This is a genomic window from Echinicola arenosa (assembly GCF_014841125.1).
Classification (GTDB): Bacteria; Bacteroidota; Bacteroidia; order Cytophagales; family Cyclobacteriaceae; genus Echinicola; species Echinicola arenosa.
Map to the genome: position 1 here is coordinate 799,139 of NZ_JACYTQ010000002.1, position 24,007 is coordinate 823,145.

Annotated in this window: 23 protein-coding genes; 14 read left to right on the forward strand and 9 right to left on the reverse strand. The window is 39.5% G+C overall.

What is annotated here, in order from left to right; all coding sequences use genetic code 11:
• The first annotated feature begins 304 nt into the window (after nt 1–304).
• Nucleotides 305–4,807 carry a glutamate synthase large subunit gene (gene gltB / locus IFO69_RS08100; RefSeq protein WP_192009557.1) on the forward strand — a complete coding sequence of 1,501 codons (4,503 nt, stop codon included), beginning with the start codon at nt 305–307 and terminating at the stop codon, nt 4,805–4,807.
• 1 nt (nt 4,808) lies between these two features.
• A complete protein-coding gene (locus tag IFO69_RS08105; protein WP_192009558.1) occupies nt 4,809–6,290 on the forward strand; it encodes a glutamate synthase subunit beta in 1,482 nt (493 codons plus the stop codon).
• 77 nt (nt 6,291–6,367) lie between these two features.
• Here IFO69_RS08105 and IFO69_RS08110 read toward each other — a convergent pair whose 3' ends face one another.
• Together IFO69_RS08110 and IFO69_RS08115 are read right to left on the reverse strand one after the other, a co-directional pair.
• Nucleotides 6,368–6,970 carry a TIGR04282 family arsenosugar biosynthesis glycosyltransferase gene (locus tag IFO69_RS08110; protein ID WP_192009559.1) on the reverse strand — a complete coding sequence of 201 codons (603 nt, stop codon included), beginning with the start codon at nt 6,968–6,970 and terminating at the stop codon, nt 6,368–6,370.
• Between the two features lie 154 nt (nt 6,971–7,124).
• Entirely contained in the window at nt 7,125–7,523 is a 399-nt protein-coding gene (locus tag IFO69_RS08115; protein WP_192009560.1) for a DUF4890 domain-containing protein, read from the reverse strand.
• An 89-nt stretch (nt 7,524–7,612) separates the two neighbouring features.
• Here IFO69_RS08115 and IFO69_RS08120 point away from each other — a divergent pair, with 89 nt between their 5' ends.
• Complete coding sequence (locus tag IFO69_RS08120) at nt 7,613–8,062, forward strand: gamma-glutamylcyclotransferase family protein (protein ID WP_192009561.1); 450 nt, start codon at nt 7,613–7,615, stop codon at nt 8,060–8,062.
• A gap of 50 nt (nt 8,063–8,112) precedes the next feature.
• Here the strand turns inward: IFO69_RS08120 and IFO69_RS08125 are convergent, their stop codons facing one another.
• Nucleotides 8,113–9,450: an NAD(P)/FAD-dependent oxidoreductase gene (locus IFO69_RS08125; protein WP_192009562.1), complete on the reverse strand. Its 1,338-nt coding sequence runs from the start codon at nt 9,448–9,450 to the stop codon at nt 8,113–8,115.
• 156 nt (nt 9,451–9,606) lie between these two features.
• Here IFO69_RS08125 and IFO69_RS08130 point away from each other — a divergent pair, with 156 nt between their 5' ends.
• The 4 genes from IFO69_RS08130 to IFO69_RS08145 all read left to right on the forward strand — a co-directional run bounded on the left by IFO69_RS08130 (nt 9,607) and on the right by IFO69_RS08145 (nt 11,600).
• Nucleotides 9,607–10,314 (forward strand): YebC/PmpR family DNA-binding transcriptional regulator, encoded by a 708-nt coding sequence (locus IFO69_RS08130; protein ID WP_192009563.1) that lies wholly within the window; start codon nt 9,607–9,609, stop codon nt 10,312–10,314.
• Nucleotides 10,315–10,379: 65 nt separating this feature from the next.
• Nucleotides 10,380–10,952, forward strand: a complete 573-nt coding sequence (yjjX, locus tag IFO69_RS08135; RefSeq protein WP_192009564.1) for an inosine/xanthosine triphosphatase — start codon at nt 10,380–10,382, stop codon at nt 10,950–10,952.
• A 95-nt stretch (nt 10,953–11,047) separates the two neighbouring features.
• Nucleotides 11,048–11,362 (forward strand): thioredoxin family protein, encoded by a 315-nt coding sequence (locus IFO69_RS08140; protein WP_192009565.1) that lies wholly within the window; start codon nt 11,048–11,050, stop codon nt 11,360–11,362.
• Nucleotides 11,343–11,600, forward strand: a complete 258-nt coding sequence (locus tag IFO69_RS08145) for a DUF6952 family protein (protein WP_192009566.1) — start codon at nt 11,343–11,345, stop codon at nt 11,598–11,600. Before IFO69_RS08140 ends, IFO69_RS08145 begins: the two co-directional genes overlap by 20 nt.
• Nucleotides 11,601–11,628: 28 nt before the next feature.
• Here IFO69_RS08145 and IFO69_RS08150 read toward each other — a convergent pair whose 3' ends face one another.
• Nucleotides 11,629–12,231: a nitroreductase family protein gene (locus IFO69_RS08150; protein ID WP_192009567.1), complete on the reverse strand. Its 603-nt coding sequence runs from the start codon at nt 12,229–12,231 to the stop codon at nt 11,629–11,631.
• A gap of 243 nt (nt 12,232–12,474) precedes the next feature.
• Between IFO69_RS08150 and IFO69_RS08155 the strand changes: the two genes are divergently transcribed.
• From IFO69_RS08155 to IFO69_RS08185, 7 genes are all read left to right on the forward strand, one after another.
• Nucleotides 12,475–12,909 (forward strand): VOC family protein, encoded by a 435-nt coding sequence (locus IFO69_RS08155; protein ID WP_192009568.1) that lies wholly within the window; start codon nt 12,475–12,477, stop codon nt 12,907–12,909.
• Between the two features lie 67 nt (nt 12,910–12,976).
• Nucleotides 12,977–14,206, forward strand: a complete 1,230-nt coding sequence (locus IFO69_RS08160; protein ID WP_192009569.1) for an MliC family protein — start codon at nt 12,977–12,979, stop codon at nt 14,204–14,206.
• A 99-nt stretch (nt 14,207–14,305) separates the two neighbouring features.
• The gene (locus IFO69_RS08165; protein WP_225444047.1) at nt 14,306–15,643 is read left to right on the forward strand and encodes a sulfatase family protein; all 1,338 of its coding nucleotides are present in this window, start codon (nt 14,306–14,308) and stop codon (nt 15,641–15,643) included.
• A 317-nt stretch (nt 15,644–15,960) separates the two neighbouring features.
• Nucleotides 15,961–16,305 carry a TfoX/Sxy family protein gene (locus tag IFO69_RS08170; RefSeq protein ID WP_192009571.1) on the forward strand — a complete coding sequence of 115 codons (345 nt, stop codon included), beginning with the start codon at nt 15,961–15,963 and terminating at the stop codon, nt 16,303–16,305.
• A 39-nt stretch (nt 16,306–16,344) separates the two neighbouring features.
• Nucleotides 16,345–17,511 (forward strand): MFS transporter, encoded by a 1,167-nt coding sequence (locus tag IFO69_RS08175; protein ID WP_192009572.1) that lies wholly within the window; start codon nt 16,345–16,347, stop codon nt 17,509–17,511.
• Between the two features lie 114 nt (nt 17,512–17,625).
• Nucleotides 17,626–18,933, forward strand: coding sequence for a sulfatase-like hydrolase/transferase (locus IFO69_RS08180; RefSeq protein WP_192009573.1), 1,308 nt, complete (start codon nt 17,626–17,628; stop codon nt 18,931–18,933).
• Between the two features lie 391 nt (nt 18,934–19,324).
• Entirely contained in the window at nt 19,325–19,984 is a 660-nt protein-coding gene (locus IFO69_RS08185; protein ID WP_192009574.1) for a TetR/AcrR family transcriptional regulator, read from the forward strand.
• 79 nt (nt 19,985–20,063) lie between these two features.
• Here IFO69_RS08185 and IFO69_RS08190 read toward each other — a convergent pair whose 3' ends face one another.
• From IFO69_RS08190 to IFO69_RS08210, 5 genes are all read right to left on the reverse strand, one after another.
• Nucleotides 20,064–20,546 carry a peptide-methionine (S)-S-oxide reductase gene (locus IFO69_RS08190; protein ID WP_225444048.1) on the reverse strand — a complete coding sequence of 161 codons (483 nt, stop codon included), beginning with the start codon at nt 20,544–20,546 and terminating at the stop codon, nt 20,064–20,066.
• 19 nt (nt 20,547–20,565) lie between these two features.
• Nucleotides 20,566–20,913, reverse strand: coding sequence for a glycoside hydrolase family protein (locus tag IFO69_RS08195; RefSeq protein WP_192009575.1), 348 nt, complete (start codon nt 20,911–20,913; stop codon nt 20,566–20,568).
• Nucleotides 20,914–21,163: 250 nt separating this feature from the next.
• The gene (gene msrB / locus IFO69_RS21630; protein WP_225444074.1) at nt 21,164–21,607 is read right to left on the reverse strand and encodes a peptide-methionine (R)-S-oxide reductase MsrB; all 444 of its coding nucleotides are present in this window, start codon (nt 21,605–21,607) and stop codon (nt 21,164–21,166) included.
• A 650-nt stretch (nt 21,608–22,257) separates the two neighbouring features.
• Nucleotides 22,258–22,974, reverse strand: a complete 717-nt coding sequence (locus IFO69_RS08205) for a hypothetical protein (RefSeq protein ID WP_192009577.1) — start codon at nt 22,972–22,974, stop codon at nt 22,258–22,260.
• A gap of 123 nt (nt 22,975–23,097) precedes the next feature.
• Nucleotides 23,098–23,964: a hypothetical protein gene (locus tag IFO69_RS08210; protein WP_192009578.1), complete on the reverse strand. Its 867-nt coding sequence runs from the start codon at nt 23,962–23,964 to the stop codon at nt 23,098–23,100.
• Nucleotides 23,965–24,007: the final 43 nt, after the last annotated feature.

The window sequence follows — 24,007 nt, forward strand, 5'->3', positions numbered from 1 at the left end:
AAAAAATTTCAATTTCATGGAAAAATAATGGAAATTTCATTTTTTGAACCTGTTTTAAGTTATTTTACATCCTTTTCAAAAAAACAGGCTAAAATATTAATCACTTTCAATGATTTGAACATAAAATTGCAATATGGCAACTTTTAGGAACCCTCCATTTCTATTTTAATAATTGTAAAAATCATAGGGCAATTTGGTTATTAATGTATTTTTTTCGTTCTTTTGTTGCCGAGATTTTAAAAAAAGAAAAATTCTTTGTAATTTATTCAATCGAATTTACAAACCTATTTAAATAACACTAACTATGAATGAAGGATTATACCATTCACAGTTTGAGCATGACGCCTGTGGGATTGGCGGAGTGGTCAATGTGAAGGGCAACAAAAGCCATGAGACGATAAGCGATGCGCTCTTTATGCTGAGCAATATGGAGCATAGAGGAGGGAGAGGCAGTGATCCTAAAACCGGTGATGGAGCGGGTATTTTGATTCAGGTACCACATGATTTTCTGAAGGAGGTGACTCACCGTGCTGGCTTTGAACTACCGGAAGAAGGCAGTTATGGGGTTGGCATGACATTTTTTCCGAAAAACAAGCAACTACATAAAAAATCAAAAACACTGCTCAACAAAATCCTTGAAGAAATGGATTTTGAGCTTATTGGTTATAGAGAAGTACCTGTGGACGAGACCGTACCCGGGTCAGGTGCTTTGGAGGTAATGCCTAATATCGAGCAACTCTTCGTTAAGCATAAAGACGGATTAGTGGGCAAGGAACTTGAAAGAAAGCTCTATGTTCTAAGAAACTATGCAACCAAAGTGATCAACTCCACAATCCCAGGGGTCAATATGTCATTTTACTTTGCCAGTTTCAGCTCGAACACCCTTATATACAAGGGGCAGTTGAGAACCGATCAGGTGCTAGCTTTCTATAAAGACCTACAAAACAATAAAATAACTTCTGCCTTGGCAGTAGTACACTCTCGATTCTCAACAAACACCTTCCCGAACTGGAGATTAGCTCAGCCTTTCAGATACCTATCCCACAATGGTGAGATCAACACCATCAGAGGTAACCTGAACAAGATGAGATCCAAGGAATCCCTGATGAAATCAGAACTCTTCACCGAGGAAGAGCTTGATAAACTAATGCCTGTGACCAATTCTACCTATTCAGATTCAGCGAACCTGGATGCCATGGTGGAATTGCTTACTCTAAGCGGAAGATCTTTGCCACATGTGATGATGATGTTGGTGCCAGAAGCTTGGCAAGACAATAAGTCCATGAACAAGTCCAAAAAGGCTTTCTATAAGTTCCATGCAGCTTTGATGGAGCCGTGGGATGGTCCAGCAGCTTTGCTATTTACAGATGGTAAATCACTTGGTGCCACCTTGGATCGAAATGGTCTGAGACCTTTGAGGTACTTTACTACCAATGACGACAGACTAATCCTTTCATCTGAAGCTGGAGCTTTGCCAATTAGGGAAGCCACCGTCACAGAAAAAGGAAGAATCAGCCCAGGCAGAATGATCATGGCTGACCTTGAAAAGGGCAAAGTATTGTTCGACGAAGAAGTGAAAGCTGAAGTTTGTGAAAATAAACCATATGACACCTGGGTAAGAAAAGAAAGGTTGAAGCTAAGACTAATGCCTGCTCCTAAGGTGCTTTCCCAGCCTTACAATACCCAAAACATTAAACAAAGACAAACTGTCTTCGGGTTTACAACCGAAGATGTACATACTATTTTGGCTCCTATGGGAGACACTGCTTACGAACCACTTGGTTCTATGGGTGCGGATACACCACCTGCAGTACTATCCAAACAAAGTCAGCATATTTCCAATTATTTCAAGCAACTATTTGCTCAAGTAAGTAATCCTCCGATTGATCCGATTAGAGAGAGATTGGTAATGTCTCTTTTCACTAGAATCGGTGAAGGTTACAATATCTTGGAAGAAAGCCCTCAGCACACAAGACAAATTCACATTTCGCAACCTGTCTTGCTGAACGAAGATCTCGAAAAGATCAGGAATCTTGAAAATAAAGGATATAGATCAAAAACCCTTTATGCACACTTCAAGGCTGATCATCAGCCTGGTAGAATGCTAGAAGCTTTGGATAAGCTATGTCAAGAAGCAGTTGATGCAATCAATGACGGCTATAACGTTTTGGTCATCTCTGATAGAAACACCTATGAAGGTGTCGCTCCTATCCCTTCTCTGTTGGCCATTGGCGGTGTACACCATCACTTGGTGAACATGAAAATGAGAACCAAAGCTGGTTTGATTGCAGAAGCAGGAGACATCAAAGAAACGCATCATTTCGCGACAGCTGTCGGATATGGAGCTAGTGCCATCAATCCTTATTTGGCCCTAGAAACGCTCGTTCACTTAAATGAAACTGAGCAACTTTCAAAGGTTTTTGAGCAGAAGGAGTTGTTCGAAAACTACCAAGCTGCTATAGGAAAAGGCTTGCTGAAAGTCCTTTCAAAAATGGGAATCAGTACTCTTCAATCTTACCAGAGTGCTCAGATATTCGAAGCGGTTGGTTTAGGGCCTGAAGTAATAGAAAGATGCTTCAAAGGCACCATCAGTAGAATCAGCGGTGTTTCCTTTGATGAATTAGCAGAGGAAGTATTAGTAAGACATAACGCTGCTTATGGTTTTGAAGGCCCAAGATTGGAAACTGGAGGGGTTTATCAATGGAAAAGAAGAGGCGAAAAACACCTTTTCAACCCAGAAACCATCCATTTGCTTCAAAAATCCACTGCGAACAATGACTATGCTTTATACAAAAGGTTTGCTGAAAAAATAAACAACCAAACCAAAGATGCCTTGACCATAAGAGGCTTATTTGAGTTTAAAAAGAGGATCTCAGTTCCTTTGGAAGAAGTAGAATCAGCCGAAAGCATCATGAAGCGCTTTGCAACAGGTGCCATGTCATTTGGATCTATTTCGCATGAAGCACACTCTACATTGGCCATCGCCATGAACCGCATAGGAGCAAAGTCCAATAGTGGTGAGGGTGGAGAAGATGAAATCCGTTTTGAAAGAAAAGAAAATGGCGATTGGGAAAGATCGGCTATCAAGCAGGTAGCCTCTGGTAGATTTGGTGTGACCAGTAACTACCTTACCAACGCCGAAGAACTACAAATAAAAATGGCCCAGGGAGCCAAGCCAGGTGAAGGCGGGCAACTTCCCGGTCACAAAGTGGATGATTGGATCGGTAGAGTAAGACACTCCACGCCAGGAGTAGGCCTGATTTCTCCCCCACCTCACCATGATATTTATTCCATTGAGGATTTGGCGCAGTTGATCTATGACCTTAAAAATGCCAATAGAAAAGCGCGCATTAATGTAAAATTGGTATCACAGGCTGGTGTAGGTACGGTAGCAGCTGGTGTGGCCAAGGCCCAATCCGATGTGATCTTGATCTCAGGTGCTGATGGTGGAACAGGGGCATCTCCATTGAGTTCCATCAGACACGCAGGTTTACCTTGGGAACTTGGCTTGGCTGAGGCTCACCAAACTTTGGTTAAAAACAACCTTAGAAGCCGAGTTACCCTCCAAACAGACGGTCAAGTAAGAACTGGTCGAGACTTGGCCATCGCTGCCATGCTCGGTGCAGAGGAGTGGGGAATCTCTACAGCAGCCCTAGTTGTGGAAGGCTGTATCATGATGAGAAAATGTCACTTGAACACTTGTCCAGTGGGTATTGCCACGCAGAATCCAGACTTGAGAAAACTCTTTACTGGAAACCCTGACCATGTCGTTAATTTCTTCAAGTTCTTGGCGGAAGACCTTAGAGAGATCATGGCTTCCCTAGGTTTTAGAACTGTAAACGAGATGGTTGGTCAGTCAAATGTATTGAAGTCCACTGGACACCTTAACCACTGGAAGTGGGACAAGCTAGACCTTAGTCCGATCTTCCATATGGTAGAAGTTCCTGAGCATGTAGGTATTTACAAGCAAATTGATCAGGACTTTAAATTGAAAAAAGTACTGGATAGGAAATTGATCAAATCTGCCTTGCCTGCCCTTGAGCAAGCGAATGCGGTAAAAGACAACTTCCAAATTAAAAATATTGATCGTTCGGTAGGTGCCATGCTTTCCAATGAAATCTCCAAGATTTATGGAAGTCCTGGATTACCAGATGACACCATCCACTATAAGTTTACAGGTTCGGCCGGACAAAGTTTCGGTTTGTTCTTGACCCAGGGTGTTACTTTCGAATTGGAAGGTGAAGCCAATGATTACTTTGGTAAAGGCCTTTCAGGTGGCCAACTGGTGGTCTACCCAAGTAGAAATGCAAATTTCAAAGCCCAGGACAACATCATCATTGGTAATGTGGCCTTCTATGGCGCAACATCAGGTCATGCTTACATTAATGGTAAGGGTGGCGAACGTTTCTGCGTAAGAAACTCAGGTGTAAAAGCAGTAGTTGAGGGCATTGGAGATCACGGTTGTGAATATATGACCGGTGGACAAGTGATCATCCTAGGTGAAATTGGAAGAAACTTCGCTGCAGGTATGAGTGGTGGTATCGCTTATATCTTCAAAGAAAATGTGAAACATATCAACCAGGAAATGGTGGATTTGGACCCATTGGAAGAAGAAGATTTCAATATCATCAAGAAAGACTTGGAACTTCACCAAAAGTACACCAACAGTAGTCTGGCAACCCAATTCCTAGAGAACTGGGATACTGAGAAGGAGAAATTCATCAAAGTAATGCCAAGAGATTACAAAGCAGTTCTTAAACAAAGAGCTTTAAAACAAGAAGAAGAACAATCTAAAACTTTAGTGTAAGATGGGAGTGAAAGACGGATTCCTTAAATATAAAAGAGAGCTAGAAGAAAACAGAGATCCTAAAGAAAGGATTGGTGACTATAAAGACATCCATCATCCAATAAAACCAGAGACACTTAACAATCAAGCTGCTAGGTGTATGGACTGTGGTATTCCATTTTGTCATAATGGATGTCCGCTTGGGAATGTAATTCCTGAATTTAACGATGCCGTTTATCGTAAAGAATGGGGAGAAGCTTTCGATATTCTACGAGGCACCAACAACTTCCCTGAGTTTACAGGTAGAATTTGTCCAGCACCATGTGAAGCAAGTTGCGTGTTAGGCATCAATAAAGACCCTGTTGCAATCGAGCTGATTGAGAAAAACATTGCCGAAAAAGCCTATGAGCTGGGATTGGCAAAGCCAAATGTACCAGAAAGCAGAACTGACAAAAAGGTAGCAGTGATCGGTGCTGGGCCAGCGGGTCTAGCAGCAGCAGATCAGCTTAACCAAGCTGGCCATGAAGTGACCCTATTCGAAAAAGACCAAAAAGTAGGAGGTCTCTTGAGATATGGTATTCCTGATTTTAAAATGGAAAAGTGGGTCATCGACCGAAGAGTAAAGCTTATGGAAGAAGAAGGAGTTATCTTCTCTACTGGCACTGAAATCGGTTTTAACATTAAAGCAGACCATATACTTCAAAATTTTGACGCAGTGGTACTATCCACTGGAGCCCAAGAGCCAAGAGATCTTAAAATTAAAGGTCGCGAAGCCAATGGGGTTCACTTTGCCATGGAATTCCTTGGTGAACAAAACAAAGTAGTAAGTGGTGAAAGAGACTCAGAAAATCCTATTTCTGCAAAAGGAAAGCATGTGATTGTGATTGGTGGGGGTGATACAGGAAGTGACTGTATCGGTACTTCCAATAGACACGGAGCTGCCTCTGTTATGCAGTTGGAGCTATTGCCAAAGCCACCTCAAAAGCGTGCACAGCTGAACCCTTGGCCAGAATGGCCAATGACACTCAAAGTGTCCAGCTCTCACGAAGAAGGTGTGGAAAGAGTTTTCTCCGTATTAACCAAGGAGTTCACCAAAGATGAAAGCGGAAATGTTACCGGCCTTACTTTGGTGGATATTGAATGGAATGAAGAAAATGGTAGAATGAAATTCTCCGAAATAGAAGGTACAGAAAGAACAGTACCGTGTGACTTGGCTCTATTGGCTATCGGTTATACTGGTCCGAAACAAAATGGCCTGCTAGATGCATTCGGGGTAGACACCATGGAAAATACATTACCTAAATCGAAAGAGTATCAAAGTACAAATGGCAAAGTTTTCTTAGCTGGTGACATGCGAAGAGGGCAATCGCTAGTGGTTTGGGCTATTTCGGAAGGTAGAGAATGCGCCGTAAAAGTTGATGAATATTTAATGGGTAAATCCCACTTACCTAGAAAAGATCGCTCCTTTTTCGAGAACGTAGAAGATGCTGAATTCTGTGAATAACAGTAGTTTAGTTTATTTAACAAGTTTGTTAATTCGATGAAAAGCTCCCCGATAATCGGGGAGCTTTTTTATTTTCCTTAATGAATATTCAACAAACCTCTTAGACTTTTTAGATCTTCATATTGCTCCACATCAAATAACATTTTCATTTTGTGGACATTTAACTTTAAGGATTTGGCATCACTTAAAATTTCACTGACAACAGATTGATCTACCCAATCTTTATCTCTGAATAACTCGCTGTAAAGCTCTTTCATCCCGAGCAAATAGAAAGTTCCATCCTGTGCTGGGCCTACTACTAAATCCTGATAACTTAACGCTTCAAATGCTTCATCCAAAATATCAGCATTCAACTCTAAGCAATCAGATCCTATAATTACCACTTTCTGGTACCCTTTTCCAAGCACCTCAGCAAAGGCCTGTTCCATTTTTTCTCCTAATATGCCTTGTCCTTGTAGACTAAGATGATATTGATCATTTAACAGAAACCTATTATCAACCTCATCTTGGAAATAAACAAAGACATCCGCTGGATACTTTTCAACCACTTCGTGAGTGTTTTTCAAGAGGTATTCATAAACCTCTGCAGCCTTTTCACTACCAATTACCTCGCCTAGTTTAGTCTTTACTTTACCCGGCTCAGGATTTTTTTGAAAAATTATTATCGCATGTTCATTCATGGTGCTTTGTTACATTTGGGTACTCAATTATAATCAGTTTTTCTGAAAGTTAGTATGCAAAACAATAGCCAAAGCATAAAAAAAGAAGATCAAAATTGACCTTATTTGCTTTTTTCACTAAAAATATTCACTAAACACCATCATTAATGGTGTTTTATCCATCCCCTCTTCTCTGGCCTCTTGCCCCCCTTTCTCTCATTTTTTCCCTACTTTCCTTTTGAAACTCCTTCCATTTCTCAGTTTGCTCAGGTGTCAGGATCGCCTCTAACTTCTCTTCGTGCTCTTTCCTGTCAGCTTCCATTTTCTCTCTCATCTCATCACGGTCTTCCTTAGCCTGTTCTCTAGCTTCCATTCGCTGCTTTACACTCTCTAGGTTTAATTCATAAACCGCCTTTTTTTGATTTTCATCCAAATCCAACTCTTCAGCCATACGATTGGTCATTCTTTCGGCCATATTTTCCGGTGTAACATCTGGACGTTGTTTCCTTTGCTGCGCTTCAGCGACAATAACTGTTACAGCCATTAGGGCAATTACAAACAATAGTTTTTTCATGGTCATTAATTTTTTGATTATATTCCTTTGACCAAAATCTCTATTCGAGGTTTAACCCAAAGCTAAAAATAATTTCTGCCTCAATAATTATGGCTTCAATTTACTATTTCGGATATGCCAGCAATCTGGACCAATCCACATTGGTGGGACGGTTGGTTAATCCTCCAAAATTTACAGGAATAGGAATATTAACGGGATATGGTTTTAGGTTTAACCACCCTAATCCAGACGGTTCGGCAAGGGCAAATATTGTTGAAAGTGCTAATGAAAATGTCTATGGTGCGCTCTATCAAATCAATGAAAAAGACAAAAAGCACTTTTTAACCTCAGAAAAAAACTATGACTTCATACCGGTAAATATCATCACCAAAGAAGGTACAATCAGGGCTTTCACATTTAGATCTTCCCAAAATGTGGATAAAATATTCCCTCATAAGGATTATATCAACACCATTATTAAAGGAGGTAAGGCAATAGGAATCCCCAACACCTACCTTAGCAGCATTTTAAACAGAAAACCAGTTCAAGTGTTGTTTTGATGAAATAAAACGTCAATATAATCACATGAACCGCACAACACTTTTTTCAATTATTCATGTTTTTCTTCCACCAACTCATCTTGTTCTTTAGGCTTCACGTATCTTGGTCTAATTAGTAACCTAAGAGCTGGGTCAAATGACAAATAATTCCAAGCCCAATCCAGAAATATAAAAATCCTATTCTTGACACCCACGATTGCCATCAAATGGACAAAAAGCCAAGTGATCCAGGCAGTAAAACCCTGGAATTTTATAAATGGCAAATCTACCACTGCAAGCTTTCTCCCAACAGTTGCCATCGATCCAAGATCTTTGTATTTAAACGCTTTGGGCTCCCTATTATCTGCCCAAGCTATAAAATTATTGGCCAGGTTATCGGCTTGCTGGATGGCCACTTGCGCCACTTGAGGATGACCTCTCGGATAATCTTCATCTGTTTGAACACAGAGATCTCCGACCACATAAATGCTCTCAGCACCAGACAACTGATTGTATTGATTTACTTTAAGTCTACCATTTGGAATCATTTGTTCCTCTTTCAAACCTTTGATATGGTTTGGCTTTACTCCTGCCGCCCAGAGCAAAGTTCTGGTTTCTAGGCTTTCATGATCCTTGATCTTAATCGTCAAACCATCATAATCCTCCACAGCAGCACTGACCATGATTTCCACACCTAAATTATCCAAGTAGACCACAGCTTTTTCACTAGCTTCTTGGGACATTCCTGCCAAGAGCTTTGGACCAGCCTCTGCCAAGACTACCCGCATATTTTTGAAGTTCAACTCTGGGTAATCTTTTGGGAATACATTATTCCGCAGCTCGGCAATCGCTCCTGCCAGCTCCACCCCAGTCGGCCCACCTCCTACTATAACCACATTCATCAAAGCCTTTCTAGCTGCTACATCAGCTATGTTAATCGCTTTTTCATAATTGGAAATAATGCGGTTACGGATGTAGAGTGCCTCAGAAACCGTCTTCATAGGAGTACTGTACTCCATAATGTTTTTCATCCCAAAATAATTGGTATCTGCTCCCATCGCCAACACCAAATGATCGTAGTCAATATACCCTTGGTTGGTAAAAAGTCGCTTTTGTTCTTGATCAACTGCTTGAGCTTCTGCCATTCTAAAAGTAACATTCGGAGTATTGTGAAAAATCCTTCTCAATGGGAAAGAGATAGCACTTGGCTCCAAAGCCGCTGTAGCCACTTGGTAAAATAGAGGCTGAAATTGATGATAATTATTCTTATCCAACAAAATCACCTGATACTCTGACTTGATCATCTTACGGGCCAACTTAAGTCCAGCAAAGCCGCCTCCTAAAATGACCATTTTTGGTCTGTTTGATACAGGAAGATTCGGAATGGGTTGGTATGTGGCAAAGTCCATAATTAGTATGGTTTTAGTTAAAATAGTTAGGGAAAGTTATTTTTGAGTGGCTTTACAAATATAAAAAGCCTAGCAATCAAAAGCACTTGTTTGCCAAGGAATGATGAGCCAATTCAAAAGATTTATTATTTTTACGATCCTGAAATGTAAAAGAATATGGGAAGAGCATTCGAATTTAGAAAAGAGAGAAAATTCAAGCGTTGGAGCAAAATGTCCAAAGTCTTTACCCGTCTGGGAAAAGAAATCGTCATAGCTGTAAAAGCGGGTGGTCCAGATCCGGAAAACAACCCTAAGCTTAGGACGGTAATGCAAAACGCAAAAGGTGCCGCTATGCCCAAAGACCGTATCGAAGCGGCCATTAAAAGAGCAAGCAATAAAGATCAAAGCAACTACGAAGAAGTAGTATACGAAGGCTATGCACCTCACGGAGTAGCCATACTTTTGGAAGCTTCTACGGATAATATCAATAGGACTGTAGCAAACGTACGTCACTATTTTACCAAAGGCGGTGGATCTTTGGGGACCTCAGGATCCGTGAGTTTTATGTTTGATCATAAGGCTGTTTTCAGGTTTCCTCAAGATGATCACGACATGGAAGAACTAGAACTCGATCTAATTGACTATGGTTTGGATGATATTGATGAAAACGAAGGGGAAATCTTTATCTATACGGCATTTGAAGACTTTGGTAATATGCAAAAAGCGCTGGAAGAAAGAAACATTGAGGTGACAAGTGCCGAGTTCCAACGTTTTCCGACCACAACAGTTGACCTTACTGAAGAACAGGAAGAGGAAGTCAATAAAATGATTGAAAGAATGGAAGAGGATGATGATGTAAACCACGTCTTTCATAATATTTCATAAGGAAGCTTATTCCTATAGCCTTTGGACTAGACCAAAGGCTTTTTTTATTTTTAAACACCAAGTAAATGGCATTTCCTAAAAGAAAAAATATCCAACAGCGTGAAAGACAGCTATTGGTTGTGGTGGGTAGTCAAAACCCCGTAAAAATCAATTGTACTGACAGTAGTTTTCACAAAGTATTTGAAGAGCACCATTTTGTGGTCCAAGGACTCAATGTAAACTCAGAAGTCAGTGAGCAGCCTTTTGGTGATGCAGAAACTTACAGAGGAGCTTACAATAGGGCAAAAAATGCTAAAAACACCTTTCCAGAGGCCGATTACTGGGTGGGTATAGAAGGAGGAGTTGATGAAATGGGTGAAGACCTGATCGCTTATGCGTGGGTTGTCATCATAGACCAACAAGGGAATACAGGAAAATCCAAAACTTCCACTTTCTTTTTGCCCAAAGCCATTAGCAATTTGATCAAAGGAGGCATGGAACTTGGTGATGCAGATGACCAGGTTTTCAATCGTGAAAACTCCAAACAAGGAAATGGAGCCGTAGGTATCTTGACCAAGAGCCTGGTCAACAGGCAGGAATATTACGAACAAGCTGTTATACTTGCCTTGATTCCCTTCGTGAATGAAAGCATCTATTAATTCATTCTATCATCGATAGAATTTATCAATTGGATTTAGAAATTAATTGACACTACTTTTGTTTCAATAATCAGAATTCATTAAAACAAAAAGATATGTTACAAGAATTAGATCAGGACAATTTGCAGGAAATCATCACCCAGCATGACAAGGTAATTGTACAATATGGTGCTACTTGGTGCGGGAATTGTCGCATTATGAAGCCTAAAATGAAACGTCTATCTGGCAATTATGAAGATGTTAAATTTTTGTATGTAGATGCAGAAAAGCTTCCAGAATCCCGCAAGCTGGCACAAGTAAACAATTTACCTACATTTGCTTCATTTAAAAATGGCCAACTGGTCAACCAAACTCAAACCAACAAAGAAGACAACTTAAAAGCATTGATCGATGAGATTGCCAATAATTAAGCACGTACTTACTTTTATAGAAGAAAATGATGAAGATTGGGTAAATGAAACCATTGAGCTTCTTGAAAACATGACAGAAATCGCTTCATTAAAAGATGAAGAACTTGAAGTAATGGGTGAGCTGCTTTCCAATCTTTATGGAACATTAGAAGTAAACACCATGATCAAAGAAGGCATGGATAAAAAAGAAGCCATGAACACCTTTATGAAAAGGGTCATGGGCTCAATAGACAAATAAAAAAATCCGGGTTGAAGCCCGGATTTTTTTATTTCACCCATTTCACTTTATCTGCAATAGGCTTTCTCCTGCCTGCCGGCCAAATATCCAAGTTAGGCTTGGCCACAAAGAAAAATCCCATCAGCTTATCCTCCTCTTCCAAACCAAAATATTCCTTTGCTTCAGGATAAAAAGTTACTCCTCCTGTTCCCCAATATGCCGCCAAACCATGTGCACTTGCAGTCAGGTACATATTTTGAACTGCCATGGAAACTGATGCAACTTCTTCCACTTCTGGCAGACCTGAACTGAGGTCCCTTTTCATCGCTATTGCGATCACATGAGAACATTTCAATGGGTTTTGCTGCAATTTTTCATACACAGGAGCTTTAAAATTGCCGTTTCTCTCAGCCCTTTTTTTATACAACTCTGACTGAAACCTAGCCAATTCTTTAAGTCCCTCACCGGAAAAAACAGTAAATCTCCATGGTTCTGTCAGTTTGTGTGTCGGTGCCCAATTGGCATTCTCCAGCATTTCCTCTATGATGGAGTCCTCTATTGGGTCATTTTCTTTAAACTGTGCCACAAACATGGATCTTCGGTTTCGGATAATTTTATTTACTTCTTCAATATTAAAAACAGGCTTTTCCATAAAAGAAATTCAAAGTTTTGTTTAGTTACAAGTTATCTCTCCGCAAAGGTAGATAAAGACACTTCATTCCTTTTCCATCCATTTGCTTTTTTTCCAACTTAGTTTGACCTCCGAAGGTTCAATATCACAAAGCTTATAAGGTTAATTCCGTTAGATTAAACAAAATTATTTAGTGATTAACATGGTGAAAAGTTAAATTAGTAGCATGTTTCATAATATTTTCAACCCATAACCAAATCAAAGATGGCAGCAGTCAATCCTTACCTCACTTTCTTGGGTAATTGTGAAGAAGCCTTCAACTTTTACAAATCAGTTTTTGGTGGAGAATTTAGCTTTATGGGCAAATTCTCAGATATGCCTCCACAAGAAGGGGTCACGCTTTCGGAAGAAGATAAAAACAAAGTAATGCATGTTAGCTTACCCATAGGACAGACCATTCTGATGGGCAGTGACACAGGAGGAGAATGGGCTCCGAAAACAATAATCGGTAATAACATAACAATTTCCATCACGGCAGACAGTAAAGAAGATGCTGATCGTTATTTTAGCCAATTGTCAAAAGGAGGAAAAGTGAACATGCCTATGGCGGATACGTTTTGGGGAGATTATTTTGGTATGTTTACTGACAAGTTTGACATTAATTGGATGGTTAGTTTTAACGAAAACAACCAGACTTAATCATATAATTCATGTTAGGTGAGAGTAGCAGGCTCTCACCTATGTTTTTTATTTATTTTTCTTTATCATGATGAACCACACACTGTTATTAAAACTATTGTTAATCTTTGGCTTTATTGTTTCTTGCCAATCAAAATCTACCGATGACCAAAAAAATACAGATTCGCTACAAGAAGTAGAAGAGGGAGAAACCTATCGATATTTAGCTGATGATCAAGAACATTATTACTCTGTAATTTTTTTAAAAAACGACACTTCCCAACACTTAGTTCTGCTGGATGAGACAAACGGCCAACAATATGAACTTCAATCCGCCCAAGCTGCCAGCGGATCCAAATACCAAAATCAGGAAGGCTATTTCTTTTGGATAAAAGGCGAGGAATTCATGTGGGGAAAGGATGATAGCATTTCTCAAAAAGGACACCTGATAGTAGATGAAAAAAGATCCACAAATGAAGCCTCTTTGTTTGACCTATCCCTCCAAGGCAACTATGTGGACGATAGCTATGCCAAGCGTGAGGAAGGCTTTGATTGGGTGGCCATTAGCATCGGGAAAATAAACGCTCATACCATGCGCGTGTCTATCAGATCCAGAGCTGATAAGAAAAAACCGACCTGTACTCTTGATGTAAATGCAACCGTCATCAGTGAAAACCAATTAAAAGCCTTTGAGGATGATAAGGCCATTCTCTTTAATTTTGAAAATAACCAGCTAACCATCAAAACAGAAAACGAAGCTGATGATGGAATACTCTACTTTTTTTGTTCTGGAGGAGCAAGTATTGGAGGCACTTATTCCAAAATAGAAGGTGAGCTAGACCATAAACAAATTGACCCAACACAATATGCGAAAACGCTCTATATGGGCGATCAAATATTTTTCCTTAGTGTTAAGGAAAATCAACTAACAATAGAATCCCCTACCCTAGAGATTGATAAAGGCCCCTACAAACAGGCTCTGAAAGGAGAAGTGATCAATGCGGAACTTGGAGATTTGGACATTGATAACCAAGCCGAAATCTTTATTTACACCAAAGATGATAAAGGCTTTGGACATCTGGTGGGATATTCAGTGAACACTGGAAAATCATTGAGTATGATCAATATGCCAGACATCCAAACTAACCCTGAAGCGAGTGACAGTTATGAAGGTCAGGATGAATTTGCCGTGGTAGAAAGTACTTTAGTACGCCGTTACCCTATAGCTGGAACAGACCAGATGAGGCAAATACAGTATAAATTGAAAGATGGTGAGGCAGCCAAACAATTGATTATCGATAAGATCATTGAATATTAAAGTCTTAATACAAACATGTGCTGGGCAAAAAGTAATCTTCTGACAGTCATCCCGTTGTTTATTTCTTTATTCTGTTATTCCCAAACGCCCAACATCGTTATGATCATGACAGATGATCAGGGCTGGATGGATGTAGGATTTAATGGAAATGAAGTGATCAAAACCCCAAACATGGATAAATTAGCTTCCATGGGTATGATTTTTAATCGCTTTTACAGCGCTGGCCCCGTATGCTCTCCGACCCGTGCGAGTTACATTACCGGAAGAAATCCAGTTCGAATTGGCATTGCTGACGCCAATCAAGGACATATGAAACCTGAAGAAATCACTCTTCCTGAGTTGCTCAAAGATAATGGATATGCAACAGGGCATTTTGGGAAATGGCATTTGGGAACCCTGACAAAAGAAACCAAAGATGGCAATAGAGGTGGAAGGCCAGAACAAGAAACTCACTATAGTTTGCCCAGTATGCATGGGTACGACACCTATTTCTGTTCTGAATCCAAAGTAGCCACTTATGATCCGCTTAAAGTTCCTGAGAAGTTTGAGGATGGAGAGAGTCTACGCTACGGTTGGAAGGCTATTGATAAAGATAAGCCATCCAAAGCCTATGGCACCTTTTATTGGATAGAAGAAGAACAGATGGCTAAGGATAATCTAGAAGGAGATGATGCCAGAGTGATCATGGATAGGGTTTTGCCTTTTATAGATCAATCCATAAAAGATGATGATCCATTCTTTACCAGCATATGGTTTCACACTCCCCACCTACCTGTTGTATCTGACGTTCAACATAGGGAACTTTATGCTAATCTAAGTTTTGAGAAACAGTTGTACTATGGAACCATAACAGCTTTGGATGAGCAGATCGGAAGACTTTGGGATTATTTAGAAGAACATGGACTAGCAGAAAATACCCTGATTTTCTTTTGCAGTGACAATGGACCTGAAGTACAAACTCCAGGAAGTGCAGGAACCTTTAGAGGAAAAAAAAGAAGTCTTTACGAAGGAGGTGTTCGGGTACCTGCCTTTGTACTTTGGAAAGGTCATATCAAGGGAAGAAACAGAACAGACTTTCCGGCTGTAACCAGTGATTATCTACCAACTATATTGGACCTTTTGGATATACCCTATCCGAATAAAAGACCCATTGATGGAGAAAGCTTCTACCCTATTCTTTTGGGAAGTGAACAAAATAGGGCAAAGCCTATTGGCTTTATTTATCGAAACAATCAACGAATATCATGGGTAAATGAACAGTATAAATTGATTAGAGATGACCATCAAAAACCAATGGAACTTTATGACTTGATAAACGACCCAAAAGAATCCGAAAATATCATTCAGCAGCTTCCCTTTATCGCGGCACAAATGGAAACAGAAATTAACAAGTGGCTGATTTCAGTAGAAAACAGTAAAAAAGGCTTAGATTATTAGAAATGAAGCATCTGATTTGATAAATAAGAGCTTTATATTTCAACCTGCTCAAATTACAAAGTGAAGAAAATCCTTTCTTCCCAAATTTCTGCTTGATCTAGAAAAGCTAAAAACTTATTCTTTGTCAAACCAGAGGACAATTACCTGGAAGCCCACTACCTATCCCACCATGATGTCAAGTATCAACTGCTAAGAAACACACTTAAAACATTCTAGAATTCTATAATTTCCACAATAGGGTCTATTGATAATCCCTGAGATTAGTTGACTAAAGCCTATTAAAAGCTTAAATTACAATCTACTTAAAATGTAATCAAATGGCTTATAATACCTTTTTAGCAGATAGAATTGAACATGTGCTCAGTCATGCCGGCCAACCATTTGAAGCGAAGAAGATGATGGGTGGACTTTGCTTTATGGTCAATGGAAAAATGTGCATTGGCGTTCATGAAGACAGGATCATGGCGAGAGTTGGGCCCGAACAATATGAGGATGCTCTCCATCAAGCAGGCTGTATGGAAATGAACTTTACTGGCAAAAGCATGAAAGGTTTTGTCTTTATTGATGGTACTGTGGTGGATACTGAGCCACAACTGGAATATTGGGTGGACAAGTGCCTAAAGTTTAATCCACAGGCCAAGTCAAGTAAGAAGAAAAACTAAGTGAAATGCTTAGCTTTACTTTTCATAGGCAAGTAAAAAATGTCAACAAGAAAAGGTATTCTTCCTCTCATTGTAATCGCCCAGTTTTGCTGCACCTCTCTTTGGTTTGCAGGAAATGCCATAATGAAGGATTTACTGCTCAATTTCAACCTTGGAACTGAAACGCTCGCACACCTCACCTCAGCTGTACAGTTTGATTTTATTCTGGGAACATTACTTTTTGCTTTCTTCAATATCTCCGATAGGTTTTCACCATCGAAAGTCTTCTTAAGTTGTGCACTTTTGGGAGGAGTTTTCAACCTTGGAATTCTATGGTCAAACAATACACTGTTCAGTTTAATCGCAGTTAGGTTTTTAACTGGGTTTTGCTTGGCAGGGATTTACCCAGTAGGAATGAAAATCGCTTCGGATTATTTTGATAAAGGACTAGGAAAATCACTGGGGTTTTTGGTAGGGGCATTGGTTTTGGGAACAGCCTTTCCTCATCTTCTCAAAGCCTTTTCATTTGGATTTCCATGGGTATATGTAATCCTATTTACCACAGGCCTCGCTATTGTTGGCGGTTTGATGATAGGGATTTTCGTCCCCGATGGACCTAACAGACAAGCCTCCGCTAAAGTAGACTTTAGTATTATATTCAATATTTTCAAAAAGACTGATTTTAAAGCAGCAGCAATGGGTTACTTTGGACATATGTGGGAGCTTTATGCCTTTTGGGCATTTATTCCTGTGACCCTATCCGCTTATAAAACCACCCACCTTTCCGCCTCTTTTGGAATTTCTTTATGGTCATTTATTATCATTGGCATTGGGGCTTTAGGTTGTGTGACTGCCGGCTACCTTTCTGTAAACCATGGAGCAAAAAAAATCGCCTCTATAGCATTAGGTTCATCTGGACTTTGCTGTATATTTTCTCCGTTAGCATTTTTTCAGCCATCTCCGGTTCTATTCCTACTGTTTTTAATCTTTTGGGGATTCACTGTCGTAGCAGATTCACCACTTTTCTCGAGCCTCGTTGCCCAAAATGCACCTTCTACAAACAAAGGCACTGCCCTTACTATTGTCAATTGTCTAGGCTTCGCCATTACCATTTTCAGTATTCAGCTCCTCAATTTCCTTCACAATGCATTCTATCCATCCTATATTTTCATTTTCTTAGCAATTGGCCCAGCCTTGGGTCTATTGGCAATATGGAAAAGAAAATGAATCAATTATAACGGTAGAACCTGTAAATCCAAAATAAACACATAATACCTAGAGCAAAAGAAAGAAGCTCAACCATTATATCTTAAAATTATAAAACCATCAATTATCCTTCCAATGAAAAAATTACTGCTGTTACTATTTCTTTGCTTTACTCTAAAGAGCCAAGCGTTTCAAGCTTCTAATAATAGAAGACCAAATATCATCCTGATTATGGCTGATGACTTAGGCTTTGAAACCCTTGGAATTAATGGTAGCGACAGTTATGAGACTCCTCACCTAGACATGATGGCAAAACAGGGAATGAACTTTACCCAATGCTACTCCATGCCCCTTTGTACGCCCAGTCGGGTGCAACTCATGACAGGAAAGTATAATATCCGAAACTACATTGGTTTTGGCTTATTGGACCCCAATGAACAGACTTTTGGTCATTACCTTAAAGAAGCAGGCTATGATAATTTTACTGCCGGCAAATGGCAACTATATGGGAATAACCACCAAAGACAACTGGCAGGAAACAGAGAAGGCTCACTGCCAGAAGAAGCAGGTTTTGAGGATTATTGCCTCTGGCAAGTCAAACAGCTTGGAAGCAGATATAAAGATCCTCTACTGAGTAGTCCTGAAGGAGACAAAGTATATGAAGGAGAATTTGGCCCGGACATATTTGTAGATCAAATTATTGAATTCATTGGTGAAGAACGCCAAAATCCGTTTTTTGTCTACTTTCCTATGGCACTAACACATGACCCTTTTGTTCCCACACCAGACAATCCCAGCTTTTCTACTTTTGATGCCAAAAGTAAAACCAATGACCCACAATATTTTAAGGAGATGGTTCACTACATGGACAAACTCGTTGGAAAAATTATCAACGCAGTAAATCAAAATGCAGAAAACACCTTGGTCATTTTTATTGGTGATAATGGAACAGATCATGATGTGACTTCTGTACAAAACGGTTTAGAAGTCGCAGGCGACAAAGGACACACTACACTGGCAGGTACCCATGTGCCCATGATTGCCTATTGGAAGGATAAAATCAAAGCAGGTCAGGTTAACCAGAACCTTATTGACTTTACTGACTTCGTCCCCACACTACTGGATGTGTCAGGTTATAAAAAGAGTGAAAGACCATTTACAGATGGTATAAGTTTTTACCCGCAACTTCTCAATCAAAAGGCTCAGGAAAGACAATGGGTATATTGTTATTATGACCCGAATTGGGGAAACTTTGAAAAAAGCGTATTTGTCCATGATCAAAAGTGGAAACTTTATGAAAATGGAAGCATTTATAATCTCGATAGGGATCCGCTCGAAAAAGCACCATTGGATAAATCAAGCTTAAATAAAAAAACGCTTAGAAAAATAGCGACATTCCAACAAGTACTTAATCAATTTACCACCGTGGAAGGCCAAGAATGAATACCATTCATTGTGCTATTTTTTATTATCCAGAAAGAAAACCACACAAATTACCAACTAAGTAGATAGGGTTTACTGGAATAAAAACAAAAAAACCCTGTAGGTCTTTAGACCTAAATTTTATATATTTAGCAGATAATATTAAATTAATAAAATTAGGCCATTTGCTTATTTTGTGAAATTTTTGTTAATTTTCACTTAAAAATATAAGTTTATATTGGTTTATAACAAGATTATAGCTGTTAGTTTAGCTGAGATAAAACTCAAAAAATCGATAGTTATAAAATTTAGAAATTGGCAATCCTCTGTTTTTTTGCTTGATTTGTGTTCTTGTCAGTTTTTCACTACCAAATATTTAAGAATAAAACTGGCGTTTATTGTCCTTTAGATTATGGAAAAGAAGAAGAAAATATCCACAAAACAAAGAATTTTAAATGAGGCCATAAGGCTCTATAATGAAAATGGTGCTCACAATATTACCAGTAGACACATTGCTGCCGAACTTGGTATCAGTCATGGCAATTTAGATTATCATTACAATAACCGTGAGGCTATCCTTCTGGCTATTTATAAGCAGATGAGAGAGGAAATGACAAACTCTTATCAGGAAAAAAGTAATAATGGCAATTCTTCTTTTGATCATTTCCACCTTTTGCTGATGCACTTAGAAAGGTTCCAGATGAAATACCGCTTTTTTAACCTGGATGTTTTGGAAATGTCCAGATCGTATCCCGAAGTCAGCAAATTATTGAAAGAGACAATAGAACTTCGGAAAGAGCAAATGTCAAAGGTGTTTAAAAGCTTTGTGAGTGATGGACTTTTGGAGGACAAAAGTAATATTGCTTTAATCAGACTACAACATACCATCCGCATCATCATCACTTTTTGGCTCTCTCAGCGCGAAGTACTTCCAGGCTACAGGTTCAATGAAAAGGGAGAAATGACCAAACACATTTGGGACTTATTGATTCCATATATGACAGAAAAAGGCCTAGAGGAGTACAAGCATACCATTGAAAAATATAGCGAAGAGCTTGAAGAAATAGAGTAATTTTCCATAACCATAGAAACAAAAGGGGCAAATGTATTTTGCTCCTTTTGTTTTTCATTATAATTACCGAATTATTAATTTAGCCTTTATCTGCTTTTTGGTTCTTTTTAAGGAGTTTTAGTTTGGGCTGAATATACTTTTGACAAAAAGGAGCATCAGGCCGACTCTGGTAATAATTTAACAAATCAGCCGAATTTCGTCTAAATGATACAAAGGGTAAAATTTGGGTAATGATATTCCCAGACCAAAGTTGCTGCAAATCCTCCAAATTCTTTTGAACTATTTCATGCTGTTCATGGCTGAACACGTAAATCGCTGATCGGTATTTTTCTCTCATACTATGTTCAGAAGTACAGCTATGCGTCAGTAAATGGGATTTTATTAATTGATGGAGAGAAATGATCTGGGGATCGAAATCCACCAAGACAGCTTCCGAAAAGCTACTGTACTTGCCCGACGATGCAATCCACCCTTGGTCAACATTTCCCACTCCCTCAATGGACTGAAACACCGCTTCTGTGCACCAATGGCATCCTCCACCAAATCCCATTTTCTCCATCATCGACTTGAAAACATTATTCTTATTGATTGTTTCTTAACGGCCTTACCATGTTAAAGATCTGTCCCTCTGGATTCCTACAGACAAAATAAACATGGCTTGGCTGTCCATTTTGAATGAGGACTTGCGGCCTCTCCAACTTGGGCAAATTCACGTTTTCTCCATTTGAAAACTTAATATTTCGATTATAAGCAATCGGGTTTTCCGAGGTCTTCCACACCAAGCCATCTTCTGAACTGGCTAAAAACTCAGCACCAGACTCACCTGTAATCGCCTCATTCATGCATTTGGCGAGCATATGATAAAATGGCCCCTCGGGCTTATCTGCTACAGCTAACACTATTTCGCTATTGGTTACCCAAGCGCTCATGCCAAGATGTTTGGGCCAGCTGCTGGCGAACATATAGTAAATACCATCTTCTCCTTTGATCACCGAACCGCCCCAAACGATTTAGCCTTCTATTTGAAACGCCCCTTCCTTGGGAGAAGGCTCCATTGATTATAGAATAGGTTGTTTTGAGCGAAAAGGGTAGTCTGACAGATCAAAAAGAAATAAACTATAAAACGAATACTTCTCATGAATGACTGGATAATAATGGCTTCATTAGAGTGGTTTTGAATTACCCTACTTTTTTCAAAGATACCGCGTTCACACAATACCGCAAGCCACTGGGAGCTGGACCATCTGGAAATACGTGCCCCAAATGTGCATCACAGGTATTGCAGGTGATCTCTACCCTGACCATGCCAAAGCTGGCATCCTTATGGTAGGCCACTGCATTTTCCTCCACTGGTTGTGTAAAAGATGGCCACCCAGTACCGCTTTCAAATTTCTCCTCCGCGTCAAAAAGCAGGGTATCACAACAAGTGCAGGCATACTTCCCCGGCTCGAATAAGCTACACATCTCTGAACTGTGGGCTCGCTCTGTTCCCTTTAGCCTTGTAATTTGAAACTGTTCAGGGCTAAGAGTTGCTTTCCATTCTGCCTCACTCTTATCTACTCGCTTTGAGGGGATTGGATTACCATGATTGGCAAATTGAATAATATTGTTCCAGTTAAGCATACTATTAATGTTTTTAAATCTCTGTGTTTTATCACCAAGGTTTTCATTCTCTCTGCTAACTAACCTTAAATCGCACCCTTCAGGTTCCGTTAATTCGCTTTGAGATGTAGGTTCATCGATTATCAGGACATTTCCACTTAGTATTTCATCAAGTTTGTAATCAAGTCGCATCAAGGCATTATTTGGATCGGAACCAAACATGCTATAGGCAACAAGACCATTGGCATCCACCAAAATCCAATGAGGGGTTCCACCAGCTTTAAAATCCAAAAAGGTGGTGTTTAAATTTTGATCTTTAAAATAGGGAAATCGAACAAAAAATTTCTCCCTCGCCTCCTCCAATTTACACATTGGTATTTCATTGCCATCAAAAATAGAATGAACTCCAAGTACATTGATCTTTTCTCCTAACTCATATACTAATCTATTTGCAAAAGGAATGGCTCTTCCTTTACAACCAGGACAGTTTAAGCTAAAGAAAAGCACTACTAAAGGTTGACCAATATAATCCTTTGGACTAGGAACGGCATCTCCAAAAATACTTTCTAGATGCCATTCCGGAAGCTTTTCTCCCAATGTCAAACTATACAAATGATCCATTTCCTATTAAGCCCTATTATACAAATATTTTATTGAACAATATGCTCTTATTATTTAGGCTGGTTATTCATAGATAAATAATTAGGCTCTTCCTTTTCATCAGAGAGCAACATTCTGTAATAAATATCAATGACTATAGGAAGTTTTTGGAACCAGGTGAACTCCTTTCCTGCTAAATTTTCAAGGTGTCTTTGGGCAATCATGACCGCATGAATATCCTCTAATTTGTATTTGACCTCAACATAGCGCATGAAGTCTTGATCCTTTTGTTTTGATTTAGCCATTGCATACATAAACAACCCCTCCTTATTGTACCTCAAAGTGGAGTCTGAAGGAACTTCCTCTGCATTGGAAGATGTGAGTAAAAATTGGAATCTCTTATCATTCAAACTAAGTTCCATGGATTCTTCGGGATATTCAACAGGCATTAGCTGGTCTACAGGATAATTGGGGTAAGTAGCCTTTTCGGATTCATAGATATAAATATCCTTTCTCAGGCCACTGTCCTCCAGTTTTGCAACAAGTAAATCCCTGCCCCTTACTTGGCTTAGGTTAAGTGATCTTCGGTGTGAAACATCATTGAGAAATTGATAAGACTTTTCGGATGGACTGGTATTGACAGGATATCGTTGCAATAAAAATTGGTCAAATGAGGCGACTAGAGCATTTAAAGCTTCCATCTTTTCAGCTCCAAGCGCATTTGCAAAGTCCTCCATTTCCTGATGCTCTGAAGTGCAAGAAGCACCTAACCCTATTATGCAAAACATTATTATGTAAAACTTTTTCATACGCCCCAGACTAAGATGAAAATGTATATTTCAATTACCCAATGACGGGTTTTCTTTAATATACGTAAAATAGTCATTTTCAGGCGTTAGTACCCCAGGAAATTACTCCATTACTCTTGGAATCAATCCTCTCAATCCCATGTCCACCACAGCCTCTGCTTGTCCATTTCCTACATCCCATAGCCCATTGCTGTTCTCGTCCACCCACTCAAAACTTTTGTTGATCGAAAGAGACATGCTGATAATTATATCTGTTGTCTCATTACCAGTAATTTCCAAGGGCATATCAAACTCGCCAGTGACCACACAAGAGCCTTGTGGAATAGGTGAAGTCTCAAACAAAGGATTGGGCACTGTAGTAGCTCCTTCAGGGCTTTGTCCTGTAACCACTCCTGCCAGTGTTTCCAATCCCCAATAACCTTGCTTTCTGTTAGCCTTTACTTCAACTTCCTCTGTTTTCAACAAATATTTATCGATGTACGTATTGAATCCCACAAAACTGGCAATGGTACCTGTAAACGGTTGGTCATTATAATAAAAGGTAACATCAAAATTCTGGTAAGACAAAGACATCCTCACCCATTCATAGGTACCAGACTGAATGGAATTTAATGGAATTTCCAAAAAAGTTTCTCCAGGAGCAACCAACTTGCTTTGGCTAAAATCAATGGCCTTTTCCCCTCCTGCTTCAGTCTCTGCTGCATGGTAGAGAATTTCTCCCTCTCCCAAAAAAGTGTTGGCAGATGGAGCCAGTTCAAGATAATGAGCAGCAATTTGATGAAAAACTGGATTTTGCCCAGCATGCCCTGAGGTGACATCCACAGCTGTCCCAGCATTTCCCAATCTCACTTGTTCTGGATCTACTTCTATTTTTACAATCAACTTGGGATCATTTTTGGGATTCTCATCAGAAGATGTACAACCATTTACCAGATACAATAGCAAAATAAGGGAAAAGAGATTTTTCATGTTTGCGGTCAAATGTGGTGTTAAAGTTCAGTTTTCGGGTATG

Coding starts and splice junctions, on each gene's coding strand:
- gltB (WP_192009557.1), top strand. CDS start 305: ATGAATGAAGGATTATACCATTCACAGTTTGAGCATGACGCCTGTGGG.
- IFO69_RS08105 (WP_192009558.1), top strand. CDS start 4,809: ATGGGAGTGAAAGACGGATTCCTTAAATATAAAAGAGAGCTAGAAGAA.
- IFO69_RS08110 (WP_192009559.1), bottom strand. CDS start 6,970: ATGAATGAACATGCGATAATAATTTTTCAAAAAAATCCTGAGCCGGGT.
- IFO69_RS08115 (WP_192009560.1), bottom strand. CDS start 7,523: ATGAAAAAACTATTGTTTGTAATTGCCCTAATGGCTGTAACAGTTATT.
- IFO69_RS08120 (WP_192009561.1), top strand. CDS start 7,613: ATGGCTTCAATTTACTATTTCGGATATGCCAGCAATCTGGACCAATCC.
- IFO69_RS08125 (WP_192009562.1), bottom strand. CDS start 9,450: ATGGACTTTGCCACATACCAACCCATTCCGAATCTTCCTGTATCAAAC.
- IFO69_RS08130 (WP_192009563.1), top strand. CDS start 9,607: ATGGGAAGAGCATTCGAATTTAGAAAAGAGAGAAAATTCAAGCGTTGG.
- yjjX (WP_192009564.1), top strand. CDS start 10,380: ATGGCATTTCCTAAAAGAAAAAATATCCAACAGCGTGAAAGACAGCTA.
- IFO69_RS08140 (WP_192009565.1), top strand. CDS start 11,048: ATGTTACAAGAATTAGATCAGGACAATTTGCAGGAAATCATCACCCAG.
- IFO69_RS08145 (WP_192009566.1), top strand. CDS start 11,343: ATGAGATTGCCAATAATTAAGCACGTACTTACTTTTATAGAAGAAAAT.
- IFO69_RS08150 (WP_192009567.1), bottom strand. CDS start 12,231: ATGGAAAAGCCTGTTTTTAATATTGAAGAAGTAAATAAAATTATCCGA.
- IFO69_RS08155 (WP_192009568.1), top strand. CDS start 12,475: ATGGCAGCAGTCAATCCTTACCTCACTTTCTTGGGTAATTGTGAAGAA.
- IFO69_RS08160 (WP_192009569.1), top strand. CDS start 12,977: ATGATGAACCACACACTGTTATTAAAACTATTGTTAATCTTTGGCTTT.
- IFO69_RS08165 (WP_225444047.1), top strand. CDS start 14,306: ATGATCATGACAGATGATCAGGGCTGGATGGATGTAGGATTTAATGGA.
- IFO69_RS08170 (WP_192009571.1), top strand. CDS start 15,961: ATGGCTTATAATACCTTTTTAGCAGATAGAATTGAACATGTGCTCAGT.
- IFO69_RS08175 (WP_192009572.1), top strand. CDS start 16,345: ATGTCAACAAGAAAAGGTATTCTTCCTCTCATTGTAATCGCCCAGTTT.
- IFO69_RS08180 (WP_192009573.1), top strand. CDS start 17,626: ATGAAAAAATTACTGCTGTTACTATTTCTTTGCTTTACTCTAAAGAGC.
- IFO69_RS08185 (WP_192009574.1), top strand. CDS start 19,325: ATGGAAAAGAAGAAGAAAATATCCACAAAACAAAGAATTTTAAATGAG.
- IFO69_RS08190 (WP_225444048.1), bottom strand. CDS start 20,546: ATGATGGAGAAAATGGGATTTGGTGGAGGATGCCATTGGTGCACAGAA.
- IFO69_RS08195 (WP_192009575.1), bottom strand. CDS start 20,913: ATGAGCGCTTGGGTAACCAATAGCGAAATAGTGTTAGCTGTAGCAGAT.
- msrB (WP_225444074.1), bottom strand. CDS start 21,607: ATGCTTAACTGGAACAATATTATTCAATTTGCCAATCATGGTAATCCA.
- IFO69_RS08205 (WP_192009577.1), bottom strand. CDS start 22,974: ATGTTTTGCATAATAGGGTTAGGTGCTTCTTGCACTTCAGAGCATCAG.
- IFO69_RS08210 (WP_192009578.1), bottom strand. CDS start 23,964: ATGAAAAATCTCTTTTCCCTTATTTTGCTATTGTATCTGGTAAATGGT.